Source organism: Sphingomonas sp. MMS12-HWE2-04, assembly GCF_044881185.1.
Classification (GTDB): Bacteria; Pseudomonadota; Alphaproteobacteria; order Sphingomonadales; family Sphingomonadaceae; genus Sphingomonas.
The window spans coordinates 419,260-442,746 of sequence record NZ_CP173254.1; the positions used below are offsets into that span (position 1 = coordinate 419,260).

Consider the following 23,487-nt stretch of genomic DNA (forward strand, 5'->3'; position numbering starts at 1 on the left):
TCTGAAACGTTATTGCGACCGTATCGCGATAAGGGCAGCTAATTTGCGAATTTATTGCAATAGGGACGCTATCGCGAGCGATTTGCCGAGCTTATCCGCGCGAGCATTTGGCCGAGTTCGTCCTGGCGGAAGGGCTTGGCGAGCCTCGGCAGATCGGATGCGACGCCTTCCAGTTCGGCATAACCTGAGACGATCAACACGGGCAGATCGGGGCGGCGCGTGCGAACCACGCGTGCCAGTTCGGTGCCGTTCATGCCTGGCATGAGGTGATCGGAGACCAGGAAGTCGACATTCTCGCGATCGAGATAATCGAGCGCCTCGCGTGCGTTGCTTGCCTCGACGACCTCATAGCCGAGGTCGCGCAGCAATTCGCCAGTGGCGGTGCGGACACTGGCTTCGTCGTCGACGAGCAATATACGGCCGCCGCCCCCGCCCATGCAGGCGATCTGGGACGGGCTGGCTTCGGGGAGCCCATCGCGATCGACAGGCAAATAAAGCGCGACCGTCGTGCCCTCGCCAGGGCGGCTCGTCAGCAGCATGGCGCCGCCGAGTTGCGACGTCAGGCCGTGGACCATCGAAAGCCCCAAGCCGGTGCCCTTGCCGATGCCCTTAGTCGAAAAGAAAGGCTCGATCGCGCGCGCCTTGGTGGATGCGTCCATGCCGACGCCGGTGTCGGTGACGGCGAGACAGAGATAATCGCCAGAGGCAAGGCCGATCTGGTGGCCGGAGCCGATTGATTCCTGAGTGACCCGGATTGTTAGGTCGCCACCCCCGGGCATTGCGTCGCGCGAGTTCACGCTGAGATTGAGGATCGCCATTTCGAGTTGGTTGGCGTCGGCATGCGCGGGAGGCAGATTGTCGGGAAGCGCGATATCGAGCCGGATCTGCGGACCCAGCGTGCTGGCGATGAGCCCGGCCATCCCGTTGACCAGAACGGCGAGGTCCACCGGCCCCGGCTGTAGCGGCTGTCGACGCGCAAAGGCGAGCAGGCGCTGGACCAGCGTTCGCGCGCGCTCGGCGGATTCGAGTGCGCCGCCAATCAGCCGCAGTTCGCGCTCGCCGGCCGTTTTGCTGCGGCGGAGAAGGTCCAGGCTTCCAAGGATCGGCGTCAGCAGGTTATTGAAATCGTGCGCCACTCCGCCCGTGAGCTGGCCGAGCGATTCCATTTTCTGCGACTGGCGCAGCGCCTCCTGCGCCTGTTCGAGCTCCTCGCGACGCTCGATCTCGCTCGTCACGTCACGGCCGATGACATATGCCTCGCCGTCGCCGGGCGCGGCATTCCACGCGAAGTGCCGCCAACTGCCGTAGCGCGAGCGCAGGCGCGCGATGAAGTCGCGCAGTGGGCCTTGCGATGCGGCGCGCCATGCGCGGGCGATGCTCGATAGATCCTCGGGATGCGTGAAGCGGCTGAAGCGTTCGCCGATCACTTCGTCGGCGGTATAGCCGAGCAACTGGGTAAGCGCCGGGTTGACTGCGCGGATTTCCCCGCGCTTGCCGATGACCATAAACAGGTCGCCGCTTAGGCGCCACATCCGATCGCGCTCGGCCGTGCGATCGGCGACTCGCTGCTCGAGCGTTTCGTTGATCCGTTGCAGCGCGATCTGCGCCTCCCGGCGCTCCGTCACGTCGCGCGTCGTGCCCGTTACGCGGAGCGCCGCGCCCGTGGCGTCGCGCTCGACCAAGCCGCGCGACGCCACCCAGCGGACCCCGCCATCGGGGCGCAAAATACGATACTCGGCTGAAAAACGGCCAGTTTCCTGAGCCGAGCGGGTGATCTCCTCGCGCACCGCCTCGCGATTATCGGGATGGATTGAGTCGAAGCGCTTCTCGAAAGTGATCGCGTCGCCGCTCTCGATCCCCAAGATTTCGAGCGTGCGGGCTGACCAGTGGCCCCGCCGGGCGGGCACGTCCCATTCCCATGTGCCGATCCGCGCGCCGTCGATCGTCAGTCGCAGCCTCCGCTCGCTCTCGCGTAGATCGGCCTGAGCGCGGGCGCGCTCAATATGCGCCCAACTGCGCAACGTGACTTCCTGGAGCAAGTCGATCTCTGCGGTGGTCCAGCAGCGCGGGACGGAATTATGGACTGCCATCAGCGCAGTGAGGCGCCCTTCCTTGAGGAAGGGCATGCAGATCATCGAACGGCTGCCGATGCCGGCAAATGCCTTGGCGCCATCTTCTCCAAGGTCGGCGACGTCGTTGACGACCAGCGGTTTTCCCGCACGAAGCTGGGCGTTTGCGACCGACCCGAAGCTGGTAAGGCTATAGCGTCCGACGATGCTGCGGAACTCCGCGGCGTGCCAGTCGCCGCGAATGTTGAACAGGTTCTCATCGTCTTCCATGTCTGCATAGGCGCAATCGGACGCGCCCAGATGCTCGCCGAGCATCCGCGTAGTGACCGCCATCACGGCATCTGCATCGCGCGCCGACGCGGCAGCTGAGCCGAGCCCGTCGAGGAAGCGCAGGCGCGCCTCGTTTTCCCGCAATGCCTGTTCTGCCTCGCGGCGCGCGACGGCGTTGCGCGTGCGCTCGGCGACATCGCGGATCAGCGCCAGATCCTCGTCTGTCCAGACGCGCGCCACTGCATGGTTGAGGAACAGCAGCGCGACGAAATCGCCCTGCTCGGTCACCGGCATGTTGACAAAGGCCTGGGCGCTGATCGCCTTGAGACTCCCGGCCATGTCCGCAGTGCGCGGATCGCGCTCGGCATCCTCGACGACGACCGTGCGTCCTGCCTTCAGATCGTCGATATAGCTGCCATAGTCACGGAAATGAAGCACGCCGGCGAGGCTCTGGATACCTGGCGCATTCCAGTCTCGCTCGATCGTTATCGTCTCGGCGCGCTTGTCGATCGTGCCATAGCCCGCGCGGCTAACGCCGAGCGTGCCGGCGAGTGTCTCCGCGGCGGCATAGGCGATCGCGTCGGGCTCTTCGATATCGCGCATCCGATCGGCAAGTTCGGCGAGCGCCGCGTGGCGAATATCGGCATGCATTCCCCGAGTAACGTCGAAGCCTTCGCAGAAGACGCCGGTGACCCGGCCCTCGTCGTCGTGCAGCGGGGCATAGATGAAGGTGAGGTAGCGGGTCTCCTGAGGCATGCCTGGAGCGCGGTGGAAATGCGCCGGTACTGCAGTGGCCTCGAAGCTCTGGCCGGTTTCGTAGACACGGTCGAGATGCTCGAAAAAGCCCTGGCCCTCGATGCTCGGAAAGGCCGTGCGAATCGGCTTGCCGATCCAGTCCTCGCTGCCGAAGATGTCGCGATGCGCATCGTTGACGAACTCGACGATGAGATTGGGGCCGCGCATGATGGTGATGAAGCCTGGCGCCTGCTCGAACAGCCGCTGCTGGCGCATGCGCTCGGCGTCACGGCGCTCCGCATCGCGCACCTGGCTGGTCGTCTCGGTGCACAATACGAGCACACCGCCGACGGCACCCTCATGATCGATCGGGCTGTAACTATAGGTCCAATAGGCATTTTCGACTACGCCATGGCGGCGCGAGGGTACTAGGCGGTTTTCGCGATAGGTCGAGCCATGCCCCGCGAGCACCGCCTCGATATCTGCCCCAACGATTGGCCAGCTATCCACCAATATGGTGCGCGCTTCCGCCCCGAGCATTGCGGGATGCCGTTCGGGGCCGAGCGAGGCGGCGAAGGCATCGTTATAGAGGCAGAAAAGCTGCGGGCCCCAGAAGATCAGGGTCGGATGCTGGGTGGTGAGCATCAGCCGTGCCACGGTGCGGAGTGCCTGCGGCCAGCCATCGGGCACGCCCAGCGGATGCGACTGCCAATCGAGCGCGCGGATACGCCGGCCCATTTCGCCGCCATCCTGGAGGAAACTCGCCGCAAGCCCGAGCGTCATGCCGTCGCAATTACCCCTATCCGGTGCCCACCGGCACGGCGACCATACAGGTTGCAAGCCCATGGGCCAGAGCGAATCCGCTCAGGTGTCGATGCTTTTGACCCGGATCGCGTGGCCCGCGGCGGAGAGGCTGCGGAAGGTGATCGACCAGCGTGGCACGTCCATCGGCGCAATGCTGTGTTCCCAGCCATGCCGGGCCTCGCCCTGGAGTTGATATGCCGACCGCGGCGCCAGCGGTGCCCGGAAGCGATCGAAGCCGTTCGGTCGCCGGCGGCGAAAGCGCATCGTCGCCGGGTTGCCGAGCGAAACGCCGATGACATGCTCAAATACCGGGCGGTCACGATGCCAACCGATTCCCGCACCGGCATCGTAACGAGTCAGCAATGCGTGGACGAGGGCATCGGGCGCCAGTCCCGCGAAGGCCGCGGCGACATCGCGCGTCGGCAGCAGCCATGCGGGAAGCGGCTCGATCTCGTGAAAGCTCGAATCGTCGAAATCATAGCGCCAGCCGAAGCTTGCAGTCAGCCGTTTTCCCAGCCAACCCTGAAAGCGAAACGGCGCGAGCGGGAGCGAATTGATTCCCTCGATCAGCGCCGACTCTACGTCAGCAGAGATGAGATTTTCCGAATAGGACATGCCGGATAGCAAAGGCGTACCGAAAAGATCGGAAATCATTACACTAACTTTACCTAATCTATGTTGTTCAGCGTCATGGCGATGTTTCTGTCGCGTTTCTGGGTGTGCCACCTGCAAGATTGCGTTGGTAAGTAGGCATTATTTCTTGCCGGAACAGGCCGGTTTGCAGTTGCAACGATCACACGTCCGGCATAGCTGTCCGCCCCGTGAAGGACGAACTGATTACCAAGATCGACCGCGCTTCCCTGTTTTTGAAGGCGCTGTCAGGTCGAAGCCGTTTGCTGCTGTTGTGCCACCTGTGGGAGGGCGAAAAGTCGGTCGGCGAGCTCGCCCGGCTTACCGGGTCCCGGGATACCGCTGTCTCGCAGCAGCTTGCCTTGCTCCGCCGCGAAGGCATGGTCACTGCCCGACGATCGGGGCAGATGATTTTCTATTCGCTGGCGAGCGACGACGCCGTGCAGATGCTCGAATCGCTTCACGGGCTGTTCTGTTCGGCGGCGGTTCCGGCGGAAGCGGCGGCGTAGAGCCGTTCGACATCGTCGCGGCGGACGAGTTCCTCCGCGGGGGTCATCAACGCCGCGGCCCCTGCCGCCACGCCCATCCGCAATGCCTCTTCGAGCGATGCGCCGCGCGCCAGCGCGAGCGTGAGCCCCGCGACCATCGAATCGCCCGCGCCGACCGCACCGCCACCGGGCGGCACGGGGAGCGCTGCCATGCGCAGATCGATGCCCTTGCCCGCGAGCAGCGCGCCGCGCTCGCCCAGCGAGATCACCACGACCTCGGCAAAGCCGCGGGCGATCAGCTCGCGCGCCGCCTCGGCCTGCGCCCCATCGTCACGCAGGTCGCGCCCGACCAGTTCCTCGACTTCACGGATGCTCGGCTTGATCAGATAGGCTTGGATGCCTTCGCAGGCGGCGAGCGCAGGGCCCGAGGTGTCGATCACCAGCCGCGCGCCGATGCGCTTGCAGAGCGTGGCCAGCCTGCCGAAAATCGCCGGATCGAGCCCGGGCGGCAGGCTGCCGCTGGCAACGAGGCAGGCGGGGGCCGCCACTGCCTCGATCGCGGCAAGCAGCCGGGCCAGCTCGTCTTCGCTCAACTCGGGCCCAGGCAGGACGAACCGGAACTGCTTTCCGGTTCCGGTCTCGTCGACCGTGAAGCTCTCGCGGGTGGCACCGGCGGTGGAGACCGGCGCGATGGGCACGCCGCTGTCACGCAGCAACTGCTCCATCGTCGCGCCCGCAGGCCCGCCCTGCGGGAATATCGCGACGGCGTCGCCGCCCAACGCGTGAAGCACGCGCGCGACATTGATCCCGCCGCCGCCGGGTTCGAGCACCGCAGGACCGCAGCGCAGCTTGTGGGTGGGCCGCACCGTCTCGGTTTCGGTCGTGATGTCGAGCGCGGGGTTGAGCGTGAGCGTGACGATCGCCGGCATGGAGGGCTCAGGTCCGGCCCAGCGCAGCGCGCGCGGCGGCGACGATCAGCGCGGTGGGACGATTGGTGCGGATGCGGTGCCAATGGATCTCGCCGACGCCGCGCCGCGACTGTTCGCGCACCACGGCTTCGGTCGCGTCGGAAGCATCGCCGCGCCGCGCCGCGACGCGGGCGATTCGATCGCGCTCGGGCGCCTCCAGCCAGATGCCGGTGAAGGGCACGCGCGCACGATCGGCGATCGCCTCGGCGACGTCGCGTTCGCTGCGGCTCATGAACGTCCCGTCGAGAATCACCGAACTGCCGCAGGCGAGATGATCGTCGGCCGATTCGAACATTGCCTCATACGTCTCCGCATCGCTTCGGCGGGTATAATGTTTGGGCGGCAGGCGTTGCTCCGGCGCCAACCCCATCAGCCGTTTGCGGAACACGTCCGAGCGCAGGATGCGGGCACCGGGCGCGCGCCCGAGGCGATGGCCTAGCAGGCCGGCGAGCACGGATTTGCCGGTGCCCGACAGCCCGGCGATCACGAGCAGCTGGGGCGGAGCGGCGGCGAGCACCGCTTCGGCCTGCGCGGGCTCGCCCGGCGCGGCATGCAGCGCGACGAACAGCGGCAGCAGCGCCCAGCCGGTCGCGCCCTGGGGCTGGATATCGAGATAGCGATTGGCGAGCAGATTGGCGTCGGGCGCACGCCCCTGGCGCAGCAGCAGGGCCACTGGATCGGCGAGATCGTAGAGAATGTCCGCGGGGGCGCCGTTGATCCGGCGAACGCGGCCGGCATCGCCGCGCCGCACCAGGCTTGCGCTCAGGCGGTCGAGCTCCTTGCGCTGGGACGAGTCGATCCGTTGCGCCAATGCGGCGCGAAACGCGGCGCCGTCTGCGCGCGGCGCCGCCTTATGCTGCGCAGCAATCTGCTCGGCCGCCGCATATAGTGCAGGCATGTCGAGTCCGGGCCGCGTGAGAAGCGGCGCGTCGATATCCTTCTTCGCGGCGTTTGCCGCCATGTGCCGCTCTCCCTTGCGCTTGCGATGCGCGACCCGGGCTTAGCAGTGCCTGAACGGCAGCCTATAGACGCTTAGCTGCGCGCGGCAATCGTATCGGCAAAAACTTGGCGGAGCGGCTTGGCGCGGAAACTGGCGTCGTACGGCGTAGCGCGCTGGAGCGACCCGTCGGCGCGCGGGGTGAAACCGTTGAGCCAGCTATATCGGTCGCACATTCCCCAGACCAGCACGTCGCGCAGCTGCGGATAGGCAAACAGCGTCTCGAGATAGGCAGCGGCATAATCGGCGATGATGCGGTCACGGTGCGCCGGGTCGCCGGAGAGCGCCCGGTCGTTTACGTCGAATTCGGTGACGACGAGGCCATAGCCCATGCCGGTCACGGCATCGAGGAAGTCGCGCCAGGGCTTTTCCTGGCGCGCGACCATCTGCGCGACGCTGCCCTCGCCCGAAGGCGCGATGTGCGACTGGACGCCGAGCGCGTCGCACGGCACGCCGCGCCGCTTCATGCCTTCCAGCAGCTTGAGCACGCCGGTGCGGTGCCGCTCGTTGCCGGGCTCCCAGCTCATATAGTCGTTGTAGACCAGCTGGACGTGCGGGGCGTAGGCGCGGGCGGCGCGGAAGGCATGGTCGACCATCGCGTCGGCGCCGCCGAACGCCCGGGACAGCGACGAGGCGCGCTGTTCGCCGGTCTTCTCGTCGATCGTCTCGTTGACCACGTCGAAGCTGGTCAGGCGAGTGCCATAGAGCCGGCACAGCGTGCGGATATGGGTGGTCAGCAGCGTCTCGGCGCTGGTGCGGGGAGAGGCGCCGAAGTCGAAATCATTGAGCCATTTCGGAAAATATTGGGTCTTGTGCCAGAGCAAAGTGTGGCCGCGCATCGCCATGCCCTTGGCCTCGGCATAGTCGAGCAAGTCGGCGAACGGTTCGACACGGAAGGTCTTGGCATCGGGGCGGACAGCCTGCCATTTGAACTCGTTCTCGGGCACCAGGATGCCGCAATCGCGCTCGAGCAGCGCGGCATAGGCCGGGTTGGCGAAGGATCCGCGATCGGCGCCAGGCGGCCCCCATGCCGCGCACGAGCCGAAGCGCATGCCCTTGGCCTTGGCGAGCGCGTGCAGCGAGGGCGCCGTCTCCTCCCCGAACGCGGGCATCGTGCCCATCGCCGCCAGCGCGGCGCCGGAGGCGAGCATATCGCGGCGCGTGATCATGCCGCGCTCGCTCGCCACTTGCGCCCGGGGCAGCGAGCGATCACGCGAGCGGAAACAAGTGTGGTCATAGGGGTACAACTGCCTCTCCGGATCGGTGCGTCGTCGCGCCCGTCTTTGTCTTGGTAGCGCTACCATGATGGAGCTGCTACAGTCTTGTCAACGGCGGCGCGTGACCGGCGAGAGGAGCGGAAGCCGATGTGGCGGAAATTGCTGACTGTTTTGTCTGCGTTTATGGTTTTTACGGGGACGAATCAGGCACATGCCGAAGACGGCTATGACCTGTGGCTGCGCTATCGCCCGCTCGATTCCGTTGCGAAGGCGCGTGCCGAGCCCGCGCTTCGCTACCTCGTCGGCCCCACCGAACGGCCGATCATCGCCGCCGCTGCCGACGAGCTGAAGCGTGGCCTTGGCGGCATGCTCGGCGCGACGCCTGGCCAGCACCAGACGCTCGACGAAGCGGGGGGTATCCTCATCGCAACGCGCGACTCGGTGCATCTCGAAATGGCCGAGCTGCCATTCGATCGGCTCGGCGACGAAGGCTATCTGATCCGTACCCTGGAGATCGGTGGCAAGCGCACCATCGTGATCGCGGCGAACAAGGATATCGGCGCGCTCTACGGCGTCTTCCGCCTGCTCAAGCTGCTCCAGACCGGGCAGCCGATCGACACGATCGACATCGCCGACGCGCCCAGGCTCAAGCTGCGCGTGCTCAACCATTGGGACAATCTCAACCGGCATGTCGAGCGCGGCTATGCCGGCCAATCGATCTGGGACTGGCAGAAGCTGCCAGGCTACAAGGACCCGCGCTACACCGATTATGCCCGCGCCAATGCCGCGATCGGCATCAACGGCACGGTGCTGACCAACGTCAACGCCAATGCCGATATCCTCACCGCCCCCTATCTCGAGAAAGTGAAGGCGCTGGCGGAAGTCTTCCGCCCCTATGGCATCCGCGTCTATCTGACCGCGCGCTTCTCGGCGCCGATCGAGATCGGGGGGCTGAAAACCGCCGATCCGCTCGATCCCGCGGTGCGCGCCTGGTGGCGGGCCAAGATCGACGCGATCTACCGCGTGATCCCCGATTTCGGCGGGCTGCTGGTCAAGGCCAATTCGGAAGGCCAGCCGGGTCCGGCTGACTATAAGCGCAGCCATGCCGACGGCGCGAACATGCTGGCCGACGCGCTGGCGCCGCATGGCGGCGTCGTGATGTGGCGGGCGTTCGTCTATGCTGCCGCGAATCCCGAGGATCGCCACAAACAGGCCTTTGCCGAGTTCCAGCCGCTCGACGGCAAATTCCGCGATAATGTCCTGGTCCAAGTCAAGAACGGCGCGATCGACTTCCAGCCGCGCGAGCCCTTCCATCCGCTGTTCGGCGCGATGCCCAAGACGCCGCTGATGATGGAATTCCAGATCACCAAGGAATATCTCGGCTTCGCGACGCACCTCGCCTATCTTGGCACGATGTGGGAGGAGGTGCTCGAGGCGGACACCGCACGGCCCCGCAGGGGCGCCACCGTCGCCAGGACGATCGAGACGCCGGTCGACACGGGGGCCGCGACCGGCATGGCCGGCGTCGCCAATATCGGCAGCGATCGCAACTGGTCCGGATCGCAATTCGATCAGGCGAACTGGTACGCCTATGGCCGCTTCGCCTGGGACCCCGATGCTCATGCTGAGGCGATCGCGCGCGATTGGGCGGCGATGACCTGGGGTAGCGACCCCGCGGTGGTGACGCCGATCGTCGCGATGATGATGGCGTCGCGGGAGGCGGTGGTGGACTATATGACTCCGCTCGGGCTCGGCCATCTGATGGCGACGGGGCATCATTACGGTCCCGGGCCATGGGTCTCCGATCTTGCACGACCCGAATGGAACCCGACTTATTATCACAAGGCCGATGCCACAGGGATCGGCTTCGACCGGACCAAAACGGGGACCAACGCGCTGGCGCAATATGCGCCGGAAGTCGCACGGCGCTGGGGGAGCCCCAACACCGTGCCCGACGAACTGCTGCTATGGTTTCACCATGTGTCCTGGGACTATCGCATGCGTTCGAGGCGGACGCTGTGGGACGAGATGGTGGTGCGATACGATGCCGGTGTCGCGGCAGTCGCGGCGATGCAGGCGCGATGGGACGGGTTGAAGGACAAGGTCGACCCCCAGCGCTGGGAAGAAGTCCACAGCTTCCTCGCGATTCAGCAGGACGAGGCGCTGTGGTGGCGCGATGCGTCGATCGCCTATTTCCAGTCGATCTCTAAGCGGCCTCTGCCCGCGGGGCATGCCGCACCGGCGCATGATCTGGGCTGGTACGAGGCGATCAAGACTCCGTACGCCCCGGGCGGGGCGCAGTAGTGCATCTCCCCGAGACTCGCTCGGGGAGGATTTTCAGGGCCGCCCCAAGCCTCTTGCCAGGAAGCTGCGGATATATTGCCGCAGCCGCGGTGTCGGCTCCGCGAGGATCCCGCGCTGTTCCGGCGCCAGATGCGCCGCGGGTTCGCCGTGATGCTTGAACACGAAGGTGTCGAACATCGCCTGCCACGACGCGCGGCGCTCGGGCGGCAGGCTGCCGATCGTCAGCACCGCATAGACCATCGCCTCGAGCCGCGCGGCCATGTCGGGCGAATCCTCCCACCAATAATTGACCAGCACGTTGACGTCCGACAGCGCCTCGACTTGGTGCCACCACAAGGCCGGGATGTAGAGCGCGTCGCCCGGCCCGAGTTCGGCGGTCTGCGCTGCAGCGAGCGCGTCGCGGAAGCGCGGATAGCGATCGAAATCGGGGGCTTTCAAGTCCACCATGCTGGTCGGCTGGCCCGCCACGGTATGATCGAACGGGCCGACATACAGATTATGGACCTGATCGGGCGGGAACAGCGTGAAACGTCGCTGCCCGGCCGCGACGCAGGCGATGTTGTCCGACGCATCGAAATGGGTGCTGATGATGGAGGCATTGCCCACCCAGATCCGCGGCGTGCCGCCGCGCGCCTCGGCGAGCGGCAGCGAATTGGCGGCCGCAAAGCCGGGAAGGGTGCGCGCCGTTTCCACCGCGCCGGCATAGACCGATGGGACCTCCGGCTTGCCCGCCAAGCCCAAGATATAGCGGAGCAGCTCGCCGAACGCCCCGCGCCGCCGCTCGAAATTGAAGCCGCGCAGATCGGGCGAATAGAAGAAGCGCCCGCGGATCGAAGGCGGACCGACAAATGCCTCGGCCACGCCGCCGCGGTCGAAGCCGGCGAGATACTCGACCAGCGTATCGCTGGAGACCGCCCCCGCGGCAACCACCGGCCAATCGCGGACCAGCCCGCGCAGGATCACCGGCGCATAGCCATCGAGCGCCGCAGCGACAGAGTCGGAGGAGGCGCCGGCGCCGATTTCAGCGATCGGCTGCGTCATTTTGGCCCTGCAACACTGGCGTTCAACACGCGACAACCCCCGGACACGCGCCGATGCTTTGGGTTCGGCGACGCATGGCAAGTTTTAGCGCATCCGATTTCTCGCTCAACGGGAATGCCGACATGCAGCTCCGCCAGCTCGGGTTCGAGCGCGAGCCGATGCTCCAAGTCGATGGGTTGCTGCGCTCGGCCGAACCGCTGATCGCCTATGCCGCCGGCGCCAATGGCTTTGCACCCGCCGACGGGCCGGAGGGCGGCTATCCGGGGCTGCGCGCGCCGGCGCCGCTCGCGTATGTCGAGGCGGTGGTGCGTGCGGTCGATCCGCTGCTGCGCCACGCCTTCCGCCTCGGCCCGGTCAAGCTCGGGCGCGCCGAGTGCAATTTCTCGCTGGTGACGCGGCCGCCCGGCGAGCTGGTGCCCGCGCAGCGCGCGCCACACATCGACACCACCGATCCGCTGCAATTCGCTTTTCTCCATTATCTGTGCGGTCCCGAATTCGGCGGCACTGGCTTTTATCGCCACCGCGCCACGGGTTTCGAGACGATCACGCCCGAGCGGATCACCGCCTATGAGGCAGCGCGCGCCACCGAGGCGCCAGGCGAGGGCTATATCCGTGGCGACACCGCCGATTTCGAACGGACTGCACTGATCGAGGCGGCGATGAACCGATTGATCGTCTATCGCAGCCATCTGCTCCATTCGGGATCGATCTCGCCCGATGCGCCGCTCTGCGCCGATCCACGCGCAGGCAGGCTGACGGCCAACATCTTCGTCACCTATCGCCCGGTCTGACGCCCAAAAAATTGGCGCCACCGGCCAGAGCCGGCAGCGCCAAGGCAGGGTGTATTCCGGTGTCAGAAGGTATAGCGGGTGATGATCGAAAAGCGCCGGTCCGGGCTGTACCATTGACGCGGCACGCGGCGGACGTTGCCATCCTGATCCGCGACCGCGGCTTCGGTGATCGTAGTCGACTTGGTCAGGTTGACGCCCTGGACGCCGATCTTGAAGTTCCGGTTCACGGTCAGGAACGCCGAGGCATCGAGCTGGCCATACGCCCGCTGGAAGATCGGATCGAACGGCGTGATCACGTCGCGCAGTGTCAGCAGATAGTCCGAGCGCCAGTTATAGGTCGCACGCAGCGAGAGCGGTCCGATGTCGATGAACGGCGTGATGTTGAACTGGTGCTTCGATAGTCCCTGGAGCGGGAAGTCTGCGCCGGTGATCGTCGGCTGTTGGCCCGACGAGACCGCCGGATCGGTGGGATTGAGGATCGCCTGCGGCACACCCGAGCTCTGGATATAGGTGTAGTTCGCCGCCAGGCCGAGCCCCTTCAGGAAGCTCGGCAGGAAGTCATAGGTCTGCTGATAGGCGACCTCGATGCCCTTGATCTCGCCTGTCTGGGACGAATTCACCGGGGTGGTCACGATCGAATCGAAGCTCTCGCCATTGTTGGTGAAGGTCTGGCGCTGGATGTCGTTGGTGAGGACGTTGTGCAGCCGCTTGTAGAAGGCCGAGGCCGTGAACGAGCCGACGCGGTTGAAATACCATTCGGCGGTCAGGTCGAAGCTGTCTGCACTCACCGGCTTGAGATAAGGGTTGCCCGCGTTGAACTGGCCTTCGACCCGCGCCTGTCCGGCGGGAACGGTGCCGTCCGGGTTGATTACGATCGGCAGCGCCTGGCCGTTGGCGTCGGTATTCGGCTGCGCGGCCAAGGACACGACATAATAGTTGCGCACCAGGCCCGGCGAAGGCGGCGCGATCCCCTTGGTATAGGCGAAGCGGAACTGCAACCCGTCGCCGGCCTCGAGCTTGAGGTTCAGGCTGGGCAGCCAGTAATCATAGGTCACGTCGACGTCGTTGGGCACGAGCGCGCCGTTGAGGAAGTTGCTCGCGCTGGTGCGCACGCTCTGCGGCACGGCGCAGAATGCCTGGAGCGCGCCGGAGCCGTTGGTGAGGATATCCTGGATGGCATCCGCGCAATCCGCCTGGCTGGGGATCGTTGTGACCACCGGGAAGGACTGGAAGCCTGCCGATTGGCGCCGGGTGCTGGTGTAGCGCAGCCCGACATTGCCGCTCAGCTTCGCGCCGCCCAGGCCGGTATCGAACCGCGCCATGAGGTACGCCGCCTTGTTGGTCTCGCTTTGCGGGTTGATTTCGCCGGGCAGGTAATTGGTGCCCGGGATAACGCCGCATCGTTCCGAAAGGCGGTTCCAGCCATCGTTGATCGAACGGCCGTCGAGCGCGCAAGTGATCTTGGGCACCCATTCGTTGATGATCTGGTTGGCGTAGTTGGCATAGGCATCGTAATCGGTCGACGGGCGGCCTGAATAGAAGAGGCGCCCTTGGCCAGCGACGGGGTTGTTTGTCTGTCCGCCGAGGAAATTGTCGAAGAACACCGGCTGATATTGGGTGAGCGGCGCGCCGCCGCCCGTCGTCGGACTCCCGTTGACCGGATCGTCGAGCCATACGGGGCCACCATTGCCCCATTGCTCCGAAAGCCTGCCCCAATTGTAGGTCGAGAAGCGCGCGGTGGTGTCGCGATCGGCATAGCGGACGCCCGCCCGCAGTGACTTGAGGAAGCCGCCTTCGGGGAATTGATATTCGAGGTCGATCCGCGCGGCATCCGAATTGCCGTCCGAATCCTCGACATGGTCCATCGCGGCGCGCGGGAAGCTGTTATACGGATCGAGATAGCTCTGGTGCGTGCCGGTGTAATAGGACGGGTAGGCAGCGGTTCCGGGCGTTCCGTTGCAGCTTCCGGTCGCGATATTGAAGTTCGCGGACTCGCAATTCTGCGGCGGCAGGAAGCGGACCTCGGGAAGATCGCTGCCGTTGAGCTTGATCGCGGCATCCTGATAGGTCGAGATCCACAGCGTGTTGGCGGTAATCTTGCTGCTCGAGACGATGTGTTGATAATCGAGATTGACCGCCAGCCGGTCGGACACGTCCCATTTGAAATTGAACGAATAGTCGCTGGTGACGATTTTCTCGAGCTGCTCGCGGCGGATGTTGTTCGATTGCAGCCCCATGATCGGGGTGCGGATGTTGCCCGCGGTGTTCTGATCGGCGCGCCAGCCGGTGGGGCCGGTGATCACCCCGCTCTGGAACAGGCCGCTATCGTCGAAGTCGAGGCTGGTGCCGGCGCGGGCGCGCGAATCGCCGTTGGATTGGACGTTGTCGGTGGCAATTTCGATCGTGTTCTCCAGCCACGCCTGGCGCGCGTCCGAGCGGAGGAACTGCGCGGTCGCCTCCATCGAGCCGTCATGGCTGCGCCACTGCGCCGCGGCGGAATAGCCATAGCGTTCGCGATCGAATTCCTGGCTGCCCATGACGGCGCCGCGCGGGAACAGGCCCTCGCCGGTCTGAGTCGCGCCGGCAAAGGGCAGCGTGTCGGTGCGCGTGCCGTTCGAATAGATCGGGCGGACGCGGAAGCTCGAAATGCCCAGCCGGTCGGCGCGCGAATAGAGCTGCGAATAGGAGACGCTGGCGAGCAGGCGATCTCGCCGATGCCGGTGTCCCAGCGGTTGCTGGCGAGCAGCGAGGCGACCGGCGCGCCCTTATTGACGAACTCGCCATAGTTTAGTTCGAGCGAGCCGGCGATCAGCAGCCCCTTCTGGTCGAAGGGAAGGCGGGTGCGCAGATTGACCACGCCGGCGATGCCGCCCTCGATCCGGTCTGCCGACGGCGACTTGAACACGTCGACGCCGCCGAGCAGCTCGGACGGCACGTCCTGGAAGCTGAGCCCGCCGCCATTGCCCGCGCTGAACGCGTCGCGGCCGTTGAACTCGGAGCGGACATAGGTGAGACCGCGCACCACGACGCCCGAACCCTCGACCGAGAAGTGATCGGGGTCGTTGCCCGCGGCGAAGCGATTGATCGAGACGCCCGGAATGCGCTGCAGCGTCTCGGTCACCGAGCGGTCGGGGAGGGCGCCGATATCCTCGGCGGTCACCGAATCGACGACGACATCCGAATTGCGCTTGAGCTGCTGGGCGCTCTGCAGCGACTGGCGATAGCCCTGGACGATGATCGCATCGTCTTCCTGTCCGGCCTGACCAGCGTCGTCGGCGGGCTGGGTCGCGCTGGGCTGGGCGGCAGCGTCGTCTGCCTGGGCCCAGGCGGGTGCGGCGATCGACAGGCCGGCGATGACCGCCAGGGACGTGCCCGCGCGCAGCCCCATCGCGCGCTTGCCCTGGATTGCGGATGCTAAACGTGATTCGAGCTTGAGCATCAAGCTACCTCCCCCTCGTTATGGTAGCGCTATCATTTTGATGTGCGCTTTTGTTGTTGGCGGGCAACGTAGAGGAGCTTGGCGGGCCAGATCAACCCGTCTTTCGACATATTTGTGTAAAAAACTCTGAGTTGAGGTACATGGCAACGGCGTTGTTGCGGCGCGATATTTTGCTGCGCTGCGGTGATTTGGGGGACGATAGCCCGCCTGCGTCACCGTGATTGACGCGTCTTGAGGGAGCGCTAACATCGTCGCCAAGGAGAGGCGTAAAAATGGCGCAGCAGCGAAAGGCGGCAGCGATCGCCGCGAGGCCGGCCGGGCTGTGACCAGCGCGCCTATCCGAAGCATCTGCATCGTTGGGGGCGGTACTGCCGGCTGGATGACCGCCGCGGCGCTCGCCCGGATGGTGCGCACGGGCGTGGCGATCACGTTAGTAGAATTGGAGCAGATCGGCACGGTCGGCGTGGGCGAGGCGACGATCCCGCCGATTCTGACGTTCAACGCGATGCTCGGCATCGATGAGGCCGAATTTCTTTCTCGCACCCAGGGATCGATGAAGCTGGGCATCGAATTCGTCGACTGGAACGCCCCCGGGCACCGCTATCTCCACCCGTTCGGCGACTATGGCTTCGATATCGACGGGGTGAAGTTCCACCAGATCTGGCACCGGCTCCGTGCGGCGGGGCAGGCGGGCGCGCTCGACGACTACAGCCTGTGCGCCGCCGCTTGCGCGCGCAATCGCTACGCGGCGCCGCCGCGCGACCCGGCCTCACCGCTTTCGCGGCTTGTCCATGCCTATCATTTCGATGCGGCGCTCTACGCAGCTTTCCTGCGCGACTATGCCGAGCAGCGCGGCGTGGCGCGGCGAGAAGGCAAGATCGTCGATGTCGCGCTGCGCGGCAGTGACGGCCATGTCGAGAGAGTGCTGCTCGAAGACGGCAGCCGGCTGGCGGCAGACCTGTTCATCGATTGCTCGGGATTTCGCGGGCTGTTGATCGAGGACGCGCTCCACACCGGCTATGAGGACTGGACGCACTGGCTGCCCTGCGATCGCGCGCTGGCGGTGCCCACCGCCAATATCGGCCCGCTCACCCCCTATACCCGCGCCACGGCGCGCGCGGCGGGCTGGCAATGGCGGATCCCGCTCCAGCACCGCACCGGCAATGGCTATGTCTATTCGAGCGCGCACATCTCGGACGACGAGGCCGCAGCAACGCTGCTCGCCAATCTGGAGGGCGAGCCGCTCGCCGATCCGCGGCCGCTGCGCTTCACCACCGGGCGCCGCAAACGCGCATGGAACCGCAACGTCGTCGCGATCGGCCTGTCCAGCGGGTTCCTCGAACCGCTGGAATCGACCAGCATCCATCTGATCCAGGCCGGCATCGCCCGGCTGCTCGCGCTGTTCCCCGACAGCGGCTGGGGCGATCCCGAGCGCGACGCCTATAACCAGCTCACCCGCAGCCAATATGAGCGCGTCCGAGACTTCGTCGTTCTCCATTACAAGACCAACGGGCGCGACGAGCCGCTGTGGCGGCAGGTCCGCGAAATGGACGTGCCCGATAGCCTTTCGCAGCGCATCGCACTGTTCGCGAATCGCGGCCGCATCTTCCGCCATGAAGACGAGCTGTTCGCCGAGGCGAGCTGGGTGGCGGTGCTGCTGGGGCAGGGGGTGATGCCGCGGGGCTGGGACCCGCTCGCCGATGCGCTGGATCCCGCGCAGCTTAGCGTGATGCTCGATCGCATCCGCACCACCTTCGCGCGGGCTGCCGATGCGATGCCGTTGCACAGCGACTGGCTCGCGCACCATTGCCCCGCGCCGCCGCTTGACCTTCGGAAAGCATCATGACCGACAATCGCGTCCGCAGCATCGTCATCGTCGGCGGCGGCACTGCGGGCTGGATGACCGCCGCCACGCTCGCCCGCATCCTTGGTCCCGATTATGCGAAGATCACCCTGGTCGAATCCGATGCGATCGGGATCATCGGCGTCGGCGAGGCGACGATCCCGCAAATGGCAACGTTCAACCGCATGCTCGGGCTCGATGAGGACGCCTTCGTCCGCGCGACCAAGGGAAGCTTCAAGCTGGGCATCCAGTTCGTCGATTGGGCGCGGATCGGCCACACATACTTCCACCCATTCGGCCGTTATGGGCTCGACATGCAGGGTGTGTCGTTTCACGCCTATTTCCAGCGGATGCACCTGTTGGGCGAAGCGCCGGACATCGATGCCTGGTCGCTGCAGGCGCAGGCGGCGAAGGGCAATAAGTTCATGCGGTCGATCGACGCGGGCAATTCGCCGCTGTCGGACATCGCCTATGCCTTTCACTTCGATGCTGGCCTCTATGCCAAATTCCTGCGCGGCTATGCGGAGGCGCGCGGCGTCGTGCGACGCGAAGGCAAGATCGTCGATGTGCGGCTGCGCGGCGAGGACGGCTTCGTCGAATCGGTGGTGCTCGAAAGCGGCGAGGCAGTCGACGGCGATCTGTTCATCGATTGCTCGGGATTTCGCGGGCTGCTGATCGAGCAGGCGCTCGGCGCCGGCTATACCGACTGGAAGCGCTTTCTGCCGTGCGACCGTGCGATCGCGGTGCCCTGCGCCAGCGTCGAGGAATGGACGCCCTATACCCGGTCCACCGCGCACCGCGCCGGCTGGCAGTGGCGCATCCCGCTCCAGCATCGCATCGGCAACGGCCATGTCTTCGCGTCGGATCACATGTCCGACGACGAGGCGACCGCGATCCTGCTGGCCAATCTCGATGGCGAGCCGCTGGCCGAGCCGCGCACCGTCCCCTTCGTCACCGGACACCGCAACAAGGCGTGGATCAAGAATTGCGTCGCGATCGGGCTGTCGGGCGGATTCCTCGAACCGCTCGAATCGACCTCGATCTGGCTGATCCAGAGCGGACTGTCGCGCCTGCTGACGATGTTCCCCGATCGCGGCTTCGATCCCGCCGATATCCATCGCTACAATCGGATCATGCAGACCGAATATGAGGAGATCCGCGACTTCCTCGTTCTGCATTATCACGCCACCCAGCGCGATGATTTGCCGTTTTGGGATTACTGCCGGACGATGGAGATCCCCGAGCGGCTGGCCGAGAAGATGCGCGTCTATCGCGCGCACGGCCGCGCGTTCCGCGAGAATGAGGAGCTGTTCAACGACACCAGCTGGTATGCAGTGATGCACGGGCAGTTGCTCAAGCCGCGCAGCTTCGATCCCGTCGCAGGCGTGATGAGCCTCGACGAGACGCGCGCGCGGCTGGCGCATATCCGCGAAGCAGTGGCGAATTCGGCCGAGTATATGCCCAAGCATCGCGATTTCATCGCTGAGCATTGCGCGGCATGATGCGCGCGATTTTTGCTGTGATCGTCACCAGCATGCTCGCTGCCCCGGGCATTGCTGACACACCCGCGCCGCCGATCGACCTGAACCAGCTGGGCTTCGAGCCGAGTGACGCCAAGGTCGCGATCCTCCGTGCCAAGGACAGTCTGCCGCTCGACTGGACGCTGGTCGACTCGGCCGGGCATGTCCTTCTTCGCGGCAAGACCCAGGCTATCGGCAAGGACGGGGCGTCGGGGGAAGAGCTTCAGCGCATCGACTTCTCCGCGGTGGAGGCGCCGGGCGAGGGCTATCGGCTGATCGTCGCCGGCGCATCGAGCGACGCATTTGCCATACGCAAGAAGCTTTATCGACCGCTTGCCAAGGATGCCGCGGCATTCTTTTATCACCAGCGCGCAGGTGTGCCGATCGAAGCCAAGCTGGTCGGTGCCGGCTGGGCACGGCCGGCGGGGCATGCCCGCGAGATCGTAACGTGCTTCGCCGGCACCGACGAGCGCGGACTGAAATGGCCTGGCTGCAGCTACAGGCTCGACGTCACCGGCGGCTGGTATGACGCGGGCGATCACGGCAAATATGTCGTCAATGGCGGTATCGCGCTGTGGACGCTGCTTAATGCCTATGAGCGCCGCCCCACGGCGTTCGCCGACGGATCGCTGAAGATCCCCGAGGCGGGCAATGGCGTCAGCGACCTGCTCGACGAGGCGCGCTACGAGATGGCGTTCCTGCTGCGGATGCAGGTGCCGCAGGGCATGCACGCAAAACTGCCGGTGGGCCCATTCAAGCCGGTGAAGCCGGGCCAATCGCCCTGGGAAGCCGATGCCGCCGACCTTGACGACATCGATGCCGGCGGGATGGCGCACCAGAAGGTCGCCGATCGCTTCTGGACCGCGCTGCCCACCCCGCCGCAGGACGATCGCCAGGAGCGGCTGCTCTATCCGCCGACCACTGCCGCGACGCTCAACCTCGCGGCGACGGCGGCGCAATGCGCGCGGTTGTGGCGGGGCGTTGATGACGGGTTCGCTGCGCGGTGCCGCGCTGCGGCCGAGCGCGCCTGGCGCGCGGCGCTGCGCAATCCGCAGGTTTACGCCACCAACAGCTTCACTGGCAGCGGCGGCTATGGCGACACGCAACTTTCCGACGAATTCTATTGGGCTGCGGCCGAATTGTTCGCGACCACGGGTGAGGCGGCGTATCTTGAGGCGCTGCGCCGCTCGCCGCACTTCGGCGCGCAGGTCGAGGAGCCTGGCTGGCCCTCCACCGCAACGCTCGGAACGATCACCCTGGCGATTGCGGCACCCAAGCTGCCGGCCGCCGATGTGAAGCGGCTGCGCGGCGCGATCCTCGATGCGGCGGACCGCTTTCTCGCCAACTCAAAGGGGAATGGCTATGGCATCCCCTATCGCGCCAGCGACTACCCCTGGGGGTCGAATTCGGCGCTGCTCAACCGCGCGATGCTATTGGGGCTGGCGCACGACTTCACCGGCGAGGCGAAGTATCGCGCAGGCGTTGTCGCCACGATCGATTATCTGCTGGGGCGCAATCCGCTCAGCCAATCCTATGTCAGCGGCTTTGGCGCACGGGCGATGCGCAATCCGCATCACCGTTTCTGGGCGCATTCGCTCGATGCCCGGCTGCCCGGGCCGCCGCCAGGCGTCCTCTCCGGCGGGCCCAATTCGACTGCGATGAGCGACGACGTCGCCGCGAAGATGAAGGGCAAGTGCGCGCCGCAGAAATGCTGGGCCGACGACATCCGCGCCTATGCGCTCAACGAAGTCGCGATCAACTGGAATGCACCGCTCGTCTGGGTGGCGGCGTGGCTGGATAGCTGATGCCTCCCCTCCCTGGAAGGGGGAGGGGAGGGAGGCACTTCACTTCACGGTAAGCGTCGTGCTTTTGAGTGTTGCGGAATTCGGACCCGCCGAGATCGTGAATGTCCCCGGCTCGACGACGCGCTTCATGTCGACATTCCACAGCGCAAGATCCTCGGGCGTAAGCTCGAAGCTGACCGTCTTTTTCTCGCCGGGCTTCAGCGTGACGCGTTCGAAGCGCTTGAGCTCGATCAGCGGGCGCGTGACGCTCGCCTCGTCGTCATGGACATAAAGCTGGACCACTTCGTCGCCGGCGCGCTTGCCGGTGTTGCTCACATCAACGCGCACGGTCACTTTGTCGGCGATCCCGATCGTGCCGCTCGCCAGGCTCGGCGCCGAGACGTCGAAGCTGGTATAGCTAAGGCCGTATCCGAACGGATAGAGCGGCGTGGTGTCGCCGAACAGATAGCCGCGCCGCGCGCTCGGCTTCTTGTTATAGTAGATCGGCAGCTGGCCGACGCTGCGCGCGATCGACACCGGCAGCTTGCCGCCGGGATTGTATCGGCCGAACAGCACATCGGCGAGCGCAGTTCCGGTCTGCTCGCCGAGATACCAGCCCTCGATCAGCGCCGGCGCCTTTTCGGCGAGATAGTTGACCGAATAGGGGCGGCCGTTGAGCAAGATCACCACCACTGGCTTGCCCAGCGCGAAGATTTCGCGCGCGAGCTGATCCTGTGGGCCGGGCAGGTCCAGCGTGTCGCTGTCGCCGAGATGGTTGTCCGCCCAGGCCTCGCGGCTGATCGCTTCGTTGCCGCCGAGCACCAGCACCACCACATCGGCGTTCTTCGCGGTCTCGAGTGCTTGCGCGCGGAGCCGGTCATTCTCGGCGGGATCGGCGAGCTTGACTGCGTCCTGTGCCCAGACGCGGTGATCGGTGATCTTGATGCCCTCGGCGAAATCGACTTGGAACTTGCCCTTGGCTTCGCCTTGCAGTCCTTCGAGGACGCTGACGACATGGTTGGGCACGTCCGAATAGCCGCCGATCGGGGTGTCCTTGGCATGGGTGCCGATCACTGCCATCCGCTTGATCCCGCTGGCATCGAGGGGAAGCAGTCCGTCGGCGTTCTTGAGCAGCACGACCGATTCGCGTGCAGCCTGGCGCGCAAGCGCGATCGCGCCGGGCGTGTTCGTCTTCTTCGCCGCAGTATTCATGTCGGCATAGGGGTTCTCGAACAACCCCCCTCGAACTTCATGCGCAGAACGCGGCGCACGGCGTTGTCGATCTGGCCTTCGCTCAGCCGGCCCGCGCGGACGAGCTCGACGAGGTGGTTGAAGCCCTCGCCGTCGGGCGTTTCGACATCGACCCCGGCATCGATCGCGCGGGCGGCGGCGTCCTTGATATCCTTGTACATCTTGTGGCGCGTAACCAGCTCGCGCACCGCGAAATAATCGCTGACCACCGCGCCCTGGAAACCCCATTCGCCACGCAGCACATCGGTGAGCAGCCATTTGTTGGCGTGGCTCGGGATGCCGTCAATTTCGTTGTAGGACGCCATCACTGACATCACCGGCAACCCGGTGACGGCGCGCTGGAAGGGCGGGAAGAAATCCTCGCGCAGCGTGCGCTCACCCAGCGAGGCCGGGCCGACATTGGTGCCGTTCTCGGGCTGGCCGTGGCCGGTCATGTGCTTCAAGGTGACGAACACCTTGTCCTTGGCGAGCGGCAGCGTGGTTCCCTGGAAGCCGCGAATCGCCGCAAGGCCCATCTCGCCGACGAGATACGGATCCTCGCCATAAGTTTCCTCGATGCGGCCCCAGCGGGGATCGCGTGCCACGTCGACGACGGGGGCGAGGACGAGATTGGCGCCGCGCGCGCGCGCCTCGCTGGCGGCAACGCTGAAGACTTGCTCGACCAGCTTGGGGTCCCAACTCGATGCCAGTGCGATCGATTGCGGGAAGCTGGTGGCACCGGGCGCGACGAGCCCGTGGAGCGACTCCTCGTGCATCAGCATCGGAATGCCGAGCCGGCTATTCTCCATCGCCCAGCGCTGCGCGGCATTGATGTAGCGCGCGGTTTCCTCGGGGCTGCGATTTGCGCCCTCCGCATCGGCGCCGGCATTGGTGGTGCCGATCTCGACGCCCTTGCGATCCGAGGGACGGGAGATCATGCCTAGGCCGTTGGGAAAGCTCTTGCTCGCCTTTGCGGGATCGAAATCGCCGGCCGGGGTCTGCACCTGGCCTTTGTTAAGCCACAGCGCCACGAGCTGCGCCACCTTTTCGTCGAGCGTCATCCTGCGCAGCAGATCCTCGACGCGCGCTTCGACCGGCTGCGCGGCATCCTTGTAAAGCGGCTTGTCGGCACGTGCAGTCTGGGCGTGTGCGACGGGCGCTAGAACAGGCGCAAATGCGATTGCCGCAACGGCTGCCAAAGCGATGGTGCGAATGCGGCAGGCGCGGGCGCCGGGCACATGGCCGGGAACGGTCATATCCTCTCCTTCAAAGGTCGCGGCGGTCTGCCGTCTGATTATGGTAGCGCTATCAACTATAGGGGCGCCCTCGCGCAAGGGTCAATCTGAGCGACATTGCT

At 65.6% G+C, this 23,487-nt stretch carries 13 protein-coding genes and 2 pseudogenes; 6 read left to right on the top strand and 9 right to left on the bottom strand.

The features are described from left to right. Positions 1-68 precede the first annotated feature (68 nt). Both AB2M62_RS01930 and AB2M62_RS01935 read right to left on the bottom strand, forming a co-directional pair. The gene (locus AB2M62_RS01930) at positions 69-3,857 is read right to left on the bottom strand and encodes a PAS domain-containing protein (RefSeq protein ID WP_404337332.1); all 3,789 of its coding nucleotides are present in this window, start codon (positions 3,855-3,857) and stop codon (positions 69-71) included. 81 nt (positions 3,858-3,938) lie between these two features. After that, positions 3,939-4,604, bottom strand: coding sequence for an alpha-ketoglutarate-dependent dioxygenase AlkB (locus AB2M62_RS01935; protein ID WP_404339757.1), 666 nt, complete (start codon positions 4,602-4,604; stop codon positions 3,939-3,941). 95 nt (positions 4,605-4,699) lie between these two features. Here AB2M62_RS01935 and AB2M62_RS01940 point away from each other — a divergent pair, with 95 nt between their 5' ends. Next, positions 4,700-5,017: an ArsR/SmtB family transcription factor gene (locus tag AB2M62_RS01940; RefSeq protein ID WP_404337334.1), complete on the top strand. Its 318-nt coding sequence runs from the start codon at positions 4,700-4,702 to the stop codon at positions 5,015-5,017. Here AB2M62_RS01940 and AB2M62_RS01945 read toward each other — a convergent pair. The 3 genes from AB2M62_RS01945 to AB2M62_RS01955 all read right to left on the bottom strand — a co-directional run bounded on the left by AB2M62_RS01945 (position 4,969) and on the right by AB2M62_RS01955 (position 8,130). Continuing rightward, positions 4,969-5,925 (bottom strand): 1-phosphofructokinase family hexose kinase, encoded by a 957-nt coding sequence (locus AB2M62_RS01945; RefSeq protein WP_404337336.1) that lies wholly within the window; start codon positions 5,923-5,925, stop codon positions 4,969-4,971. The genes AB2M62_RS01940 and AB2M62_RS01945 overlap by 49 nt on opposite strands. Before the next feature lie 7 nt (positions 5,926-5,932). Further along, entirely contained in the window at positions 5,933-6,925 is a 993-nt protein-coding gene (locus tag AB2M62_RS01950) for an AAA family ATPase (RefSeq protein WP_404337338.1), read from the bottom strand. 71 nt (positions 6,926-6,996) lie between these two features. Beyond that, positions 6,997-8,130, bottom strand: a complete 1,134-nt coding sequence (locus AB2M62_RS01955) for an endo-1,4-beta-xylanase (protein WP_404337339.1) — start codon at positions 8,128-8,130, stop codon at positions 6,997-6,999. A 195-nt stretch (positions 8,131-8,325) separates the two neighbouring features. Between AB2M62_RS01955 and AB2M62_RS01960 the strand changes: the two genes are divergently transcribed. After that, entirely contained in the window at positions 8,326-10,482 is a 2,157-nt protein-coding gene (locus tag AB2M62_RS01960; protein ID WP_404337341.1) for an alpha-glucuronidase family glycosyl hydrolase, read from the top strand. A 33-nt stretch (positions 10,483-10,515) separates the two neighbouring features. Here the strand turns inward: AB2M62_RS01960 and AB2M62_RS01965 are convergent, their stop codons facing one another. Further along, on the bottom strand, positions 10,516-11,523 hold the full coding sequence (locus tag AB2M62_RS01965) for a cupin-like domain-containing protein (RefSeq protein WP_404337343.1): 1,008 nt from the start codon (positions 11,521-11,523) through the stop codon (positions 10,516-10,518). Between the two features lie 74 nt (positions 11,524-11,597). On the opposite strand from AB2M62_RS01965, the gene AB2M62_RS01970 reads away from it, so the two are divergent. Further along, entirely contained in the window at positions 11,598-12,314 is a 717-nt protein-coding gene (locus AB2M62_RS01970; RefSeq protein WP_404337345.1) for a DUF6445 family protein, read from the top strand. 62 nt (positions 12,315-12,376) lie between these two features. Here AB2M62_RS01970 and AB2M62_RS01975 read toward each other — a convergent pair whose 3' ends face one another. Further along, complete coding sequence (locus AB2M62_RS01975; RefSeq protein ID WP_404339759.1) at positions 12,377-15,043, bottom strand: TonB-dependent receptor; 2,667 nt, start codon at positions 15,041-15,043, stop codon at positions 12,377-12,379. Positions 15,044-15,180: 137 nt separating this feature from the next. Then, a pseudogene (locus AB2M62_RS01980) lies at positions 15,181-15,753 on the bottom strand (TonB-dependent receptor plug domain-containing protein); the annotation flags it as partial. A 322-nt stretch (positions 15,754-16,075) separates the two neighbouring features. On the opposite strand from AB2M62_RS01980, the gene AB2M62_RS01985 reads away from it, so the two are divergent. Genes AB2M62_RS01985 through AB2M62_RS01995 form a run of 3 tightly spaced genes read left to right on the top strand, consistent with a single transcriptional unit; the run spans position 16,076 to position 20,921 of the window. Then, positions 16,076-17,599 carry a tryptophan halogenase family protein gene (locus AB2M62_RS01985; RefSeq protein WP_404337347.1) on the top strand — a complete coding sequence of 508 codons (1,524 nt, stop codon included), beginning with the start codon at positions 16,076-16,078 and terminating at the stop codon, positions 17,597-17,599. After that, positions 17,596-19,098, top strand: a complete 1,503-nt coding sequence (locus tag AB2M62_RS01990; RefSeq protein ID WP_404337348.1) for a tryptophan halogenase family protein — start codon at positions 17,596-17,598, stop codon at positions 19,096-19,098. The genes AB2M62_RS01985 and AB2M62_RS01990 overlap by 4 nt, the downstream gene beginning before the upstream one ends. Next, positions 19,095-20,921: a glycoside hydrolase family 9 protein gene (locus AB2M62_RS01995; RefSeq protein WP_404337350.1), complete on the top strand. Its 1,827-nt coding sequence runs from the start codon at positions 19,095-19,097 to the stop codon at positions 20,919-20,921. Before AB2M62_RS01990 ends, AB2M62_RS01995 begins: the two co-directional genes overlap by 4 nt. 39 nt (positions 20,922-20,960) lie before the next feature. Here AB2M62_RS01995 and AB2M62_RS02000 read toward each other — a convergent pair. Then, positions 20,961-23,386, bottom strand: a pseudogene (locus AB2M62_RS02000) (glycoside hydrolase family 3 N-terminal domain-containing protein). Positions 23,387-23,487 lie beyond the last annotated feature (101 nt).

Bases quoted from the DNA above. Each gene is read 5' to 3' on its own strand.
- AB2M62_RS01930 (WP_404337332.1), bottom strand. From the start codon at position 3,857: ATGACGCTCGGGCTTGCGGCGAGTTTCCTCCAGGATGGCGGCGAAATG.
- AB2M62_RS01945 (WP_404337336.1), bottom strand. From the start codon at position 5,925: ATGCCGGCGATCGTCACGCTCACGCTCAACCCCGCGCTCGACATCACG.
- AB2M62_RS01950 (WP_404337338.1), bottom strand. From the start codon at position 6,925: ATGGCGGCAAACGCCGCGAAGAAGGATATCGACGCGCCGCTTCTCACG.
- AB2M62_RS01955 (WP_404337339.1), bottom strand. From the start codon at position 8,130: ATGATCACGCGCCGCGATATGCTCGCCTCCGGCGCCGCGCTGGCGGCG.
- AB2M62_RS01960 (WP_404337341.1), top strand. From the start codon at position 8,326: ATGTGGCGGAAATTGCTGACTGTTTTGTCTGCGTTTATGGTTTTTACG.
- AB2M62_RS01965 (WP_404337343.1), bottom strand. From the start codon at position 11,523: ATGACGCAGCCGATCGCTGAAATCGGCGCCGGCGCCTCCTCCGACTCT.
- AB2M62_RS01970 (WP_404337345.1), top strand. From the start codon at position 11,598: ATGGCAAGTTTTAGCGCATCCGATTTCTCGCTCAACGGGAATGCCGAC.
- AB2M62_RS01990 (WP_404337348.1), top strand. From the start codon at position 17,596: ATGACCGACAATCGCGTCCGCAGCATCGTCATCGTCGGCGGCGGCACT.
- AB2M62_RS01995 (WP_404337350.1), top strand. From the start codon at position 19,095: ATGATGCGCGCGATTTTTGCTGTGATCGTCACCAGCATGCTCGCTGCC.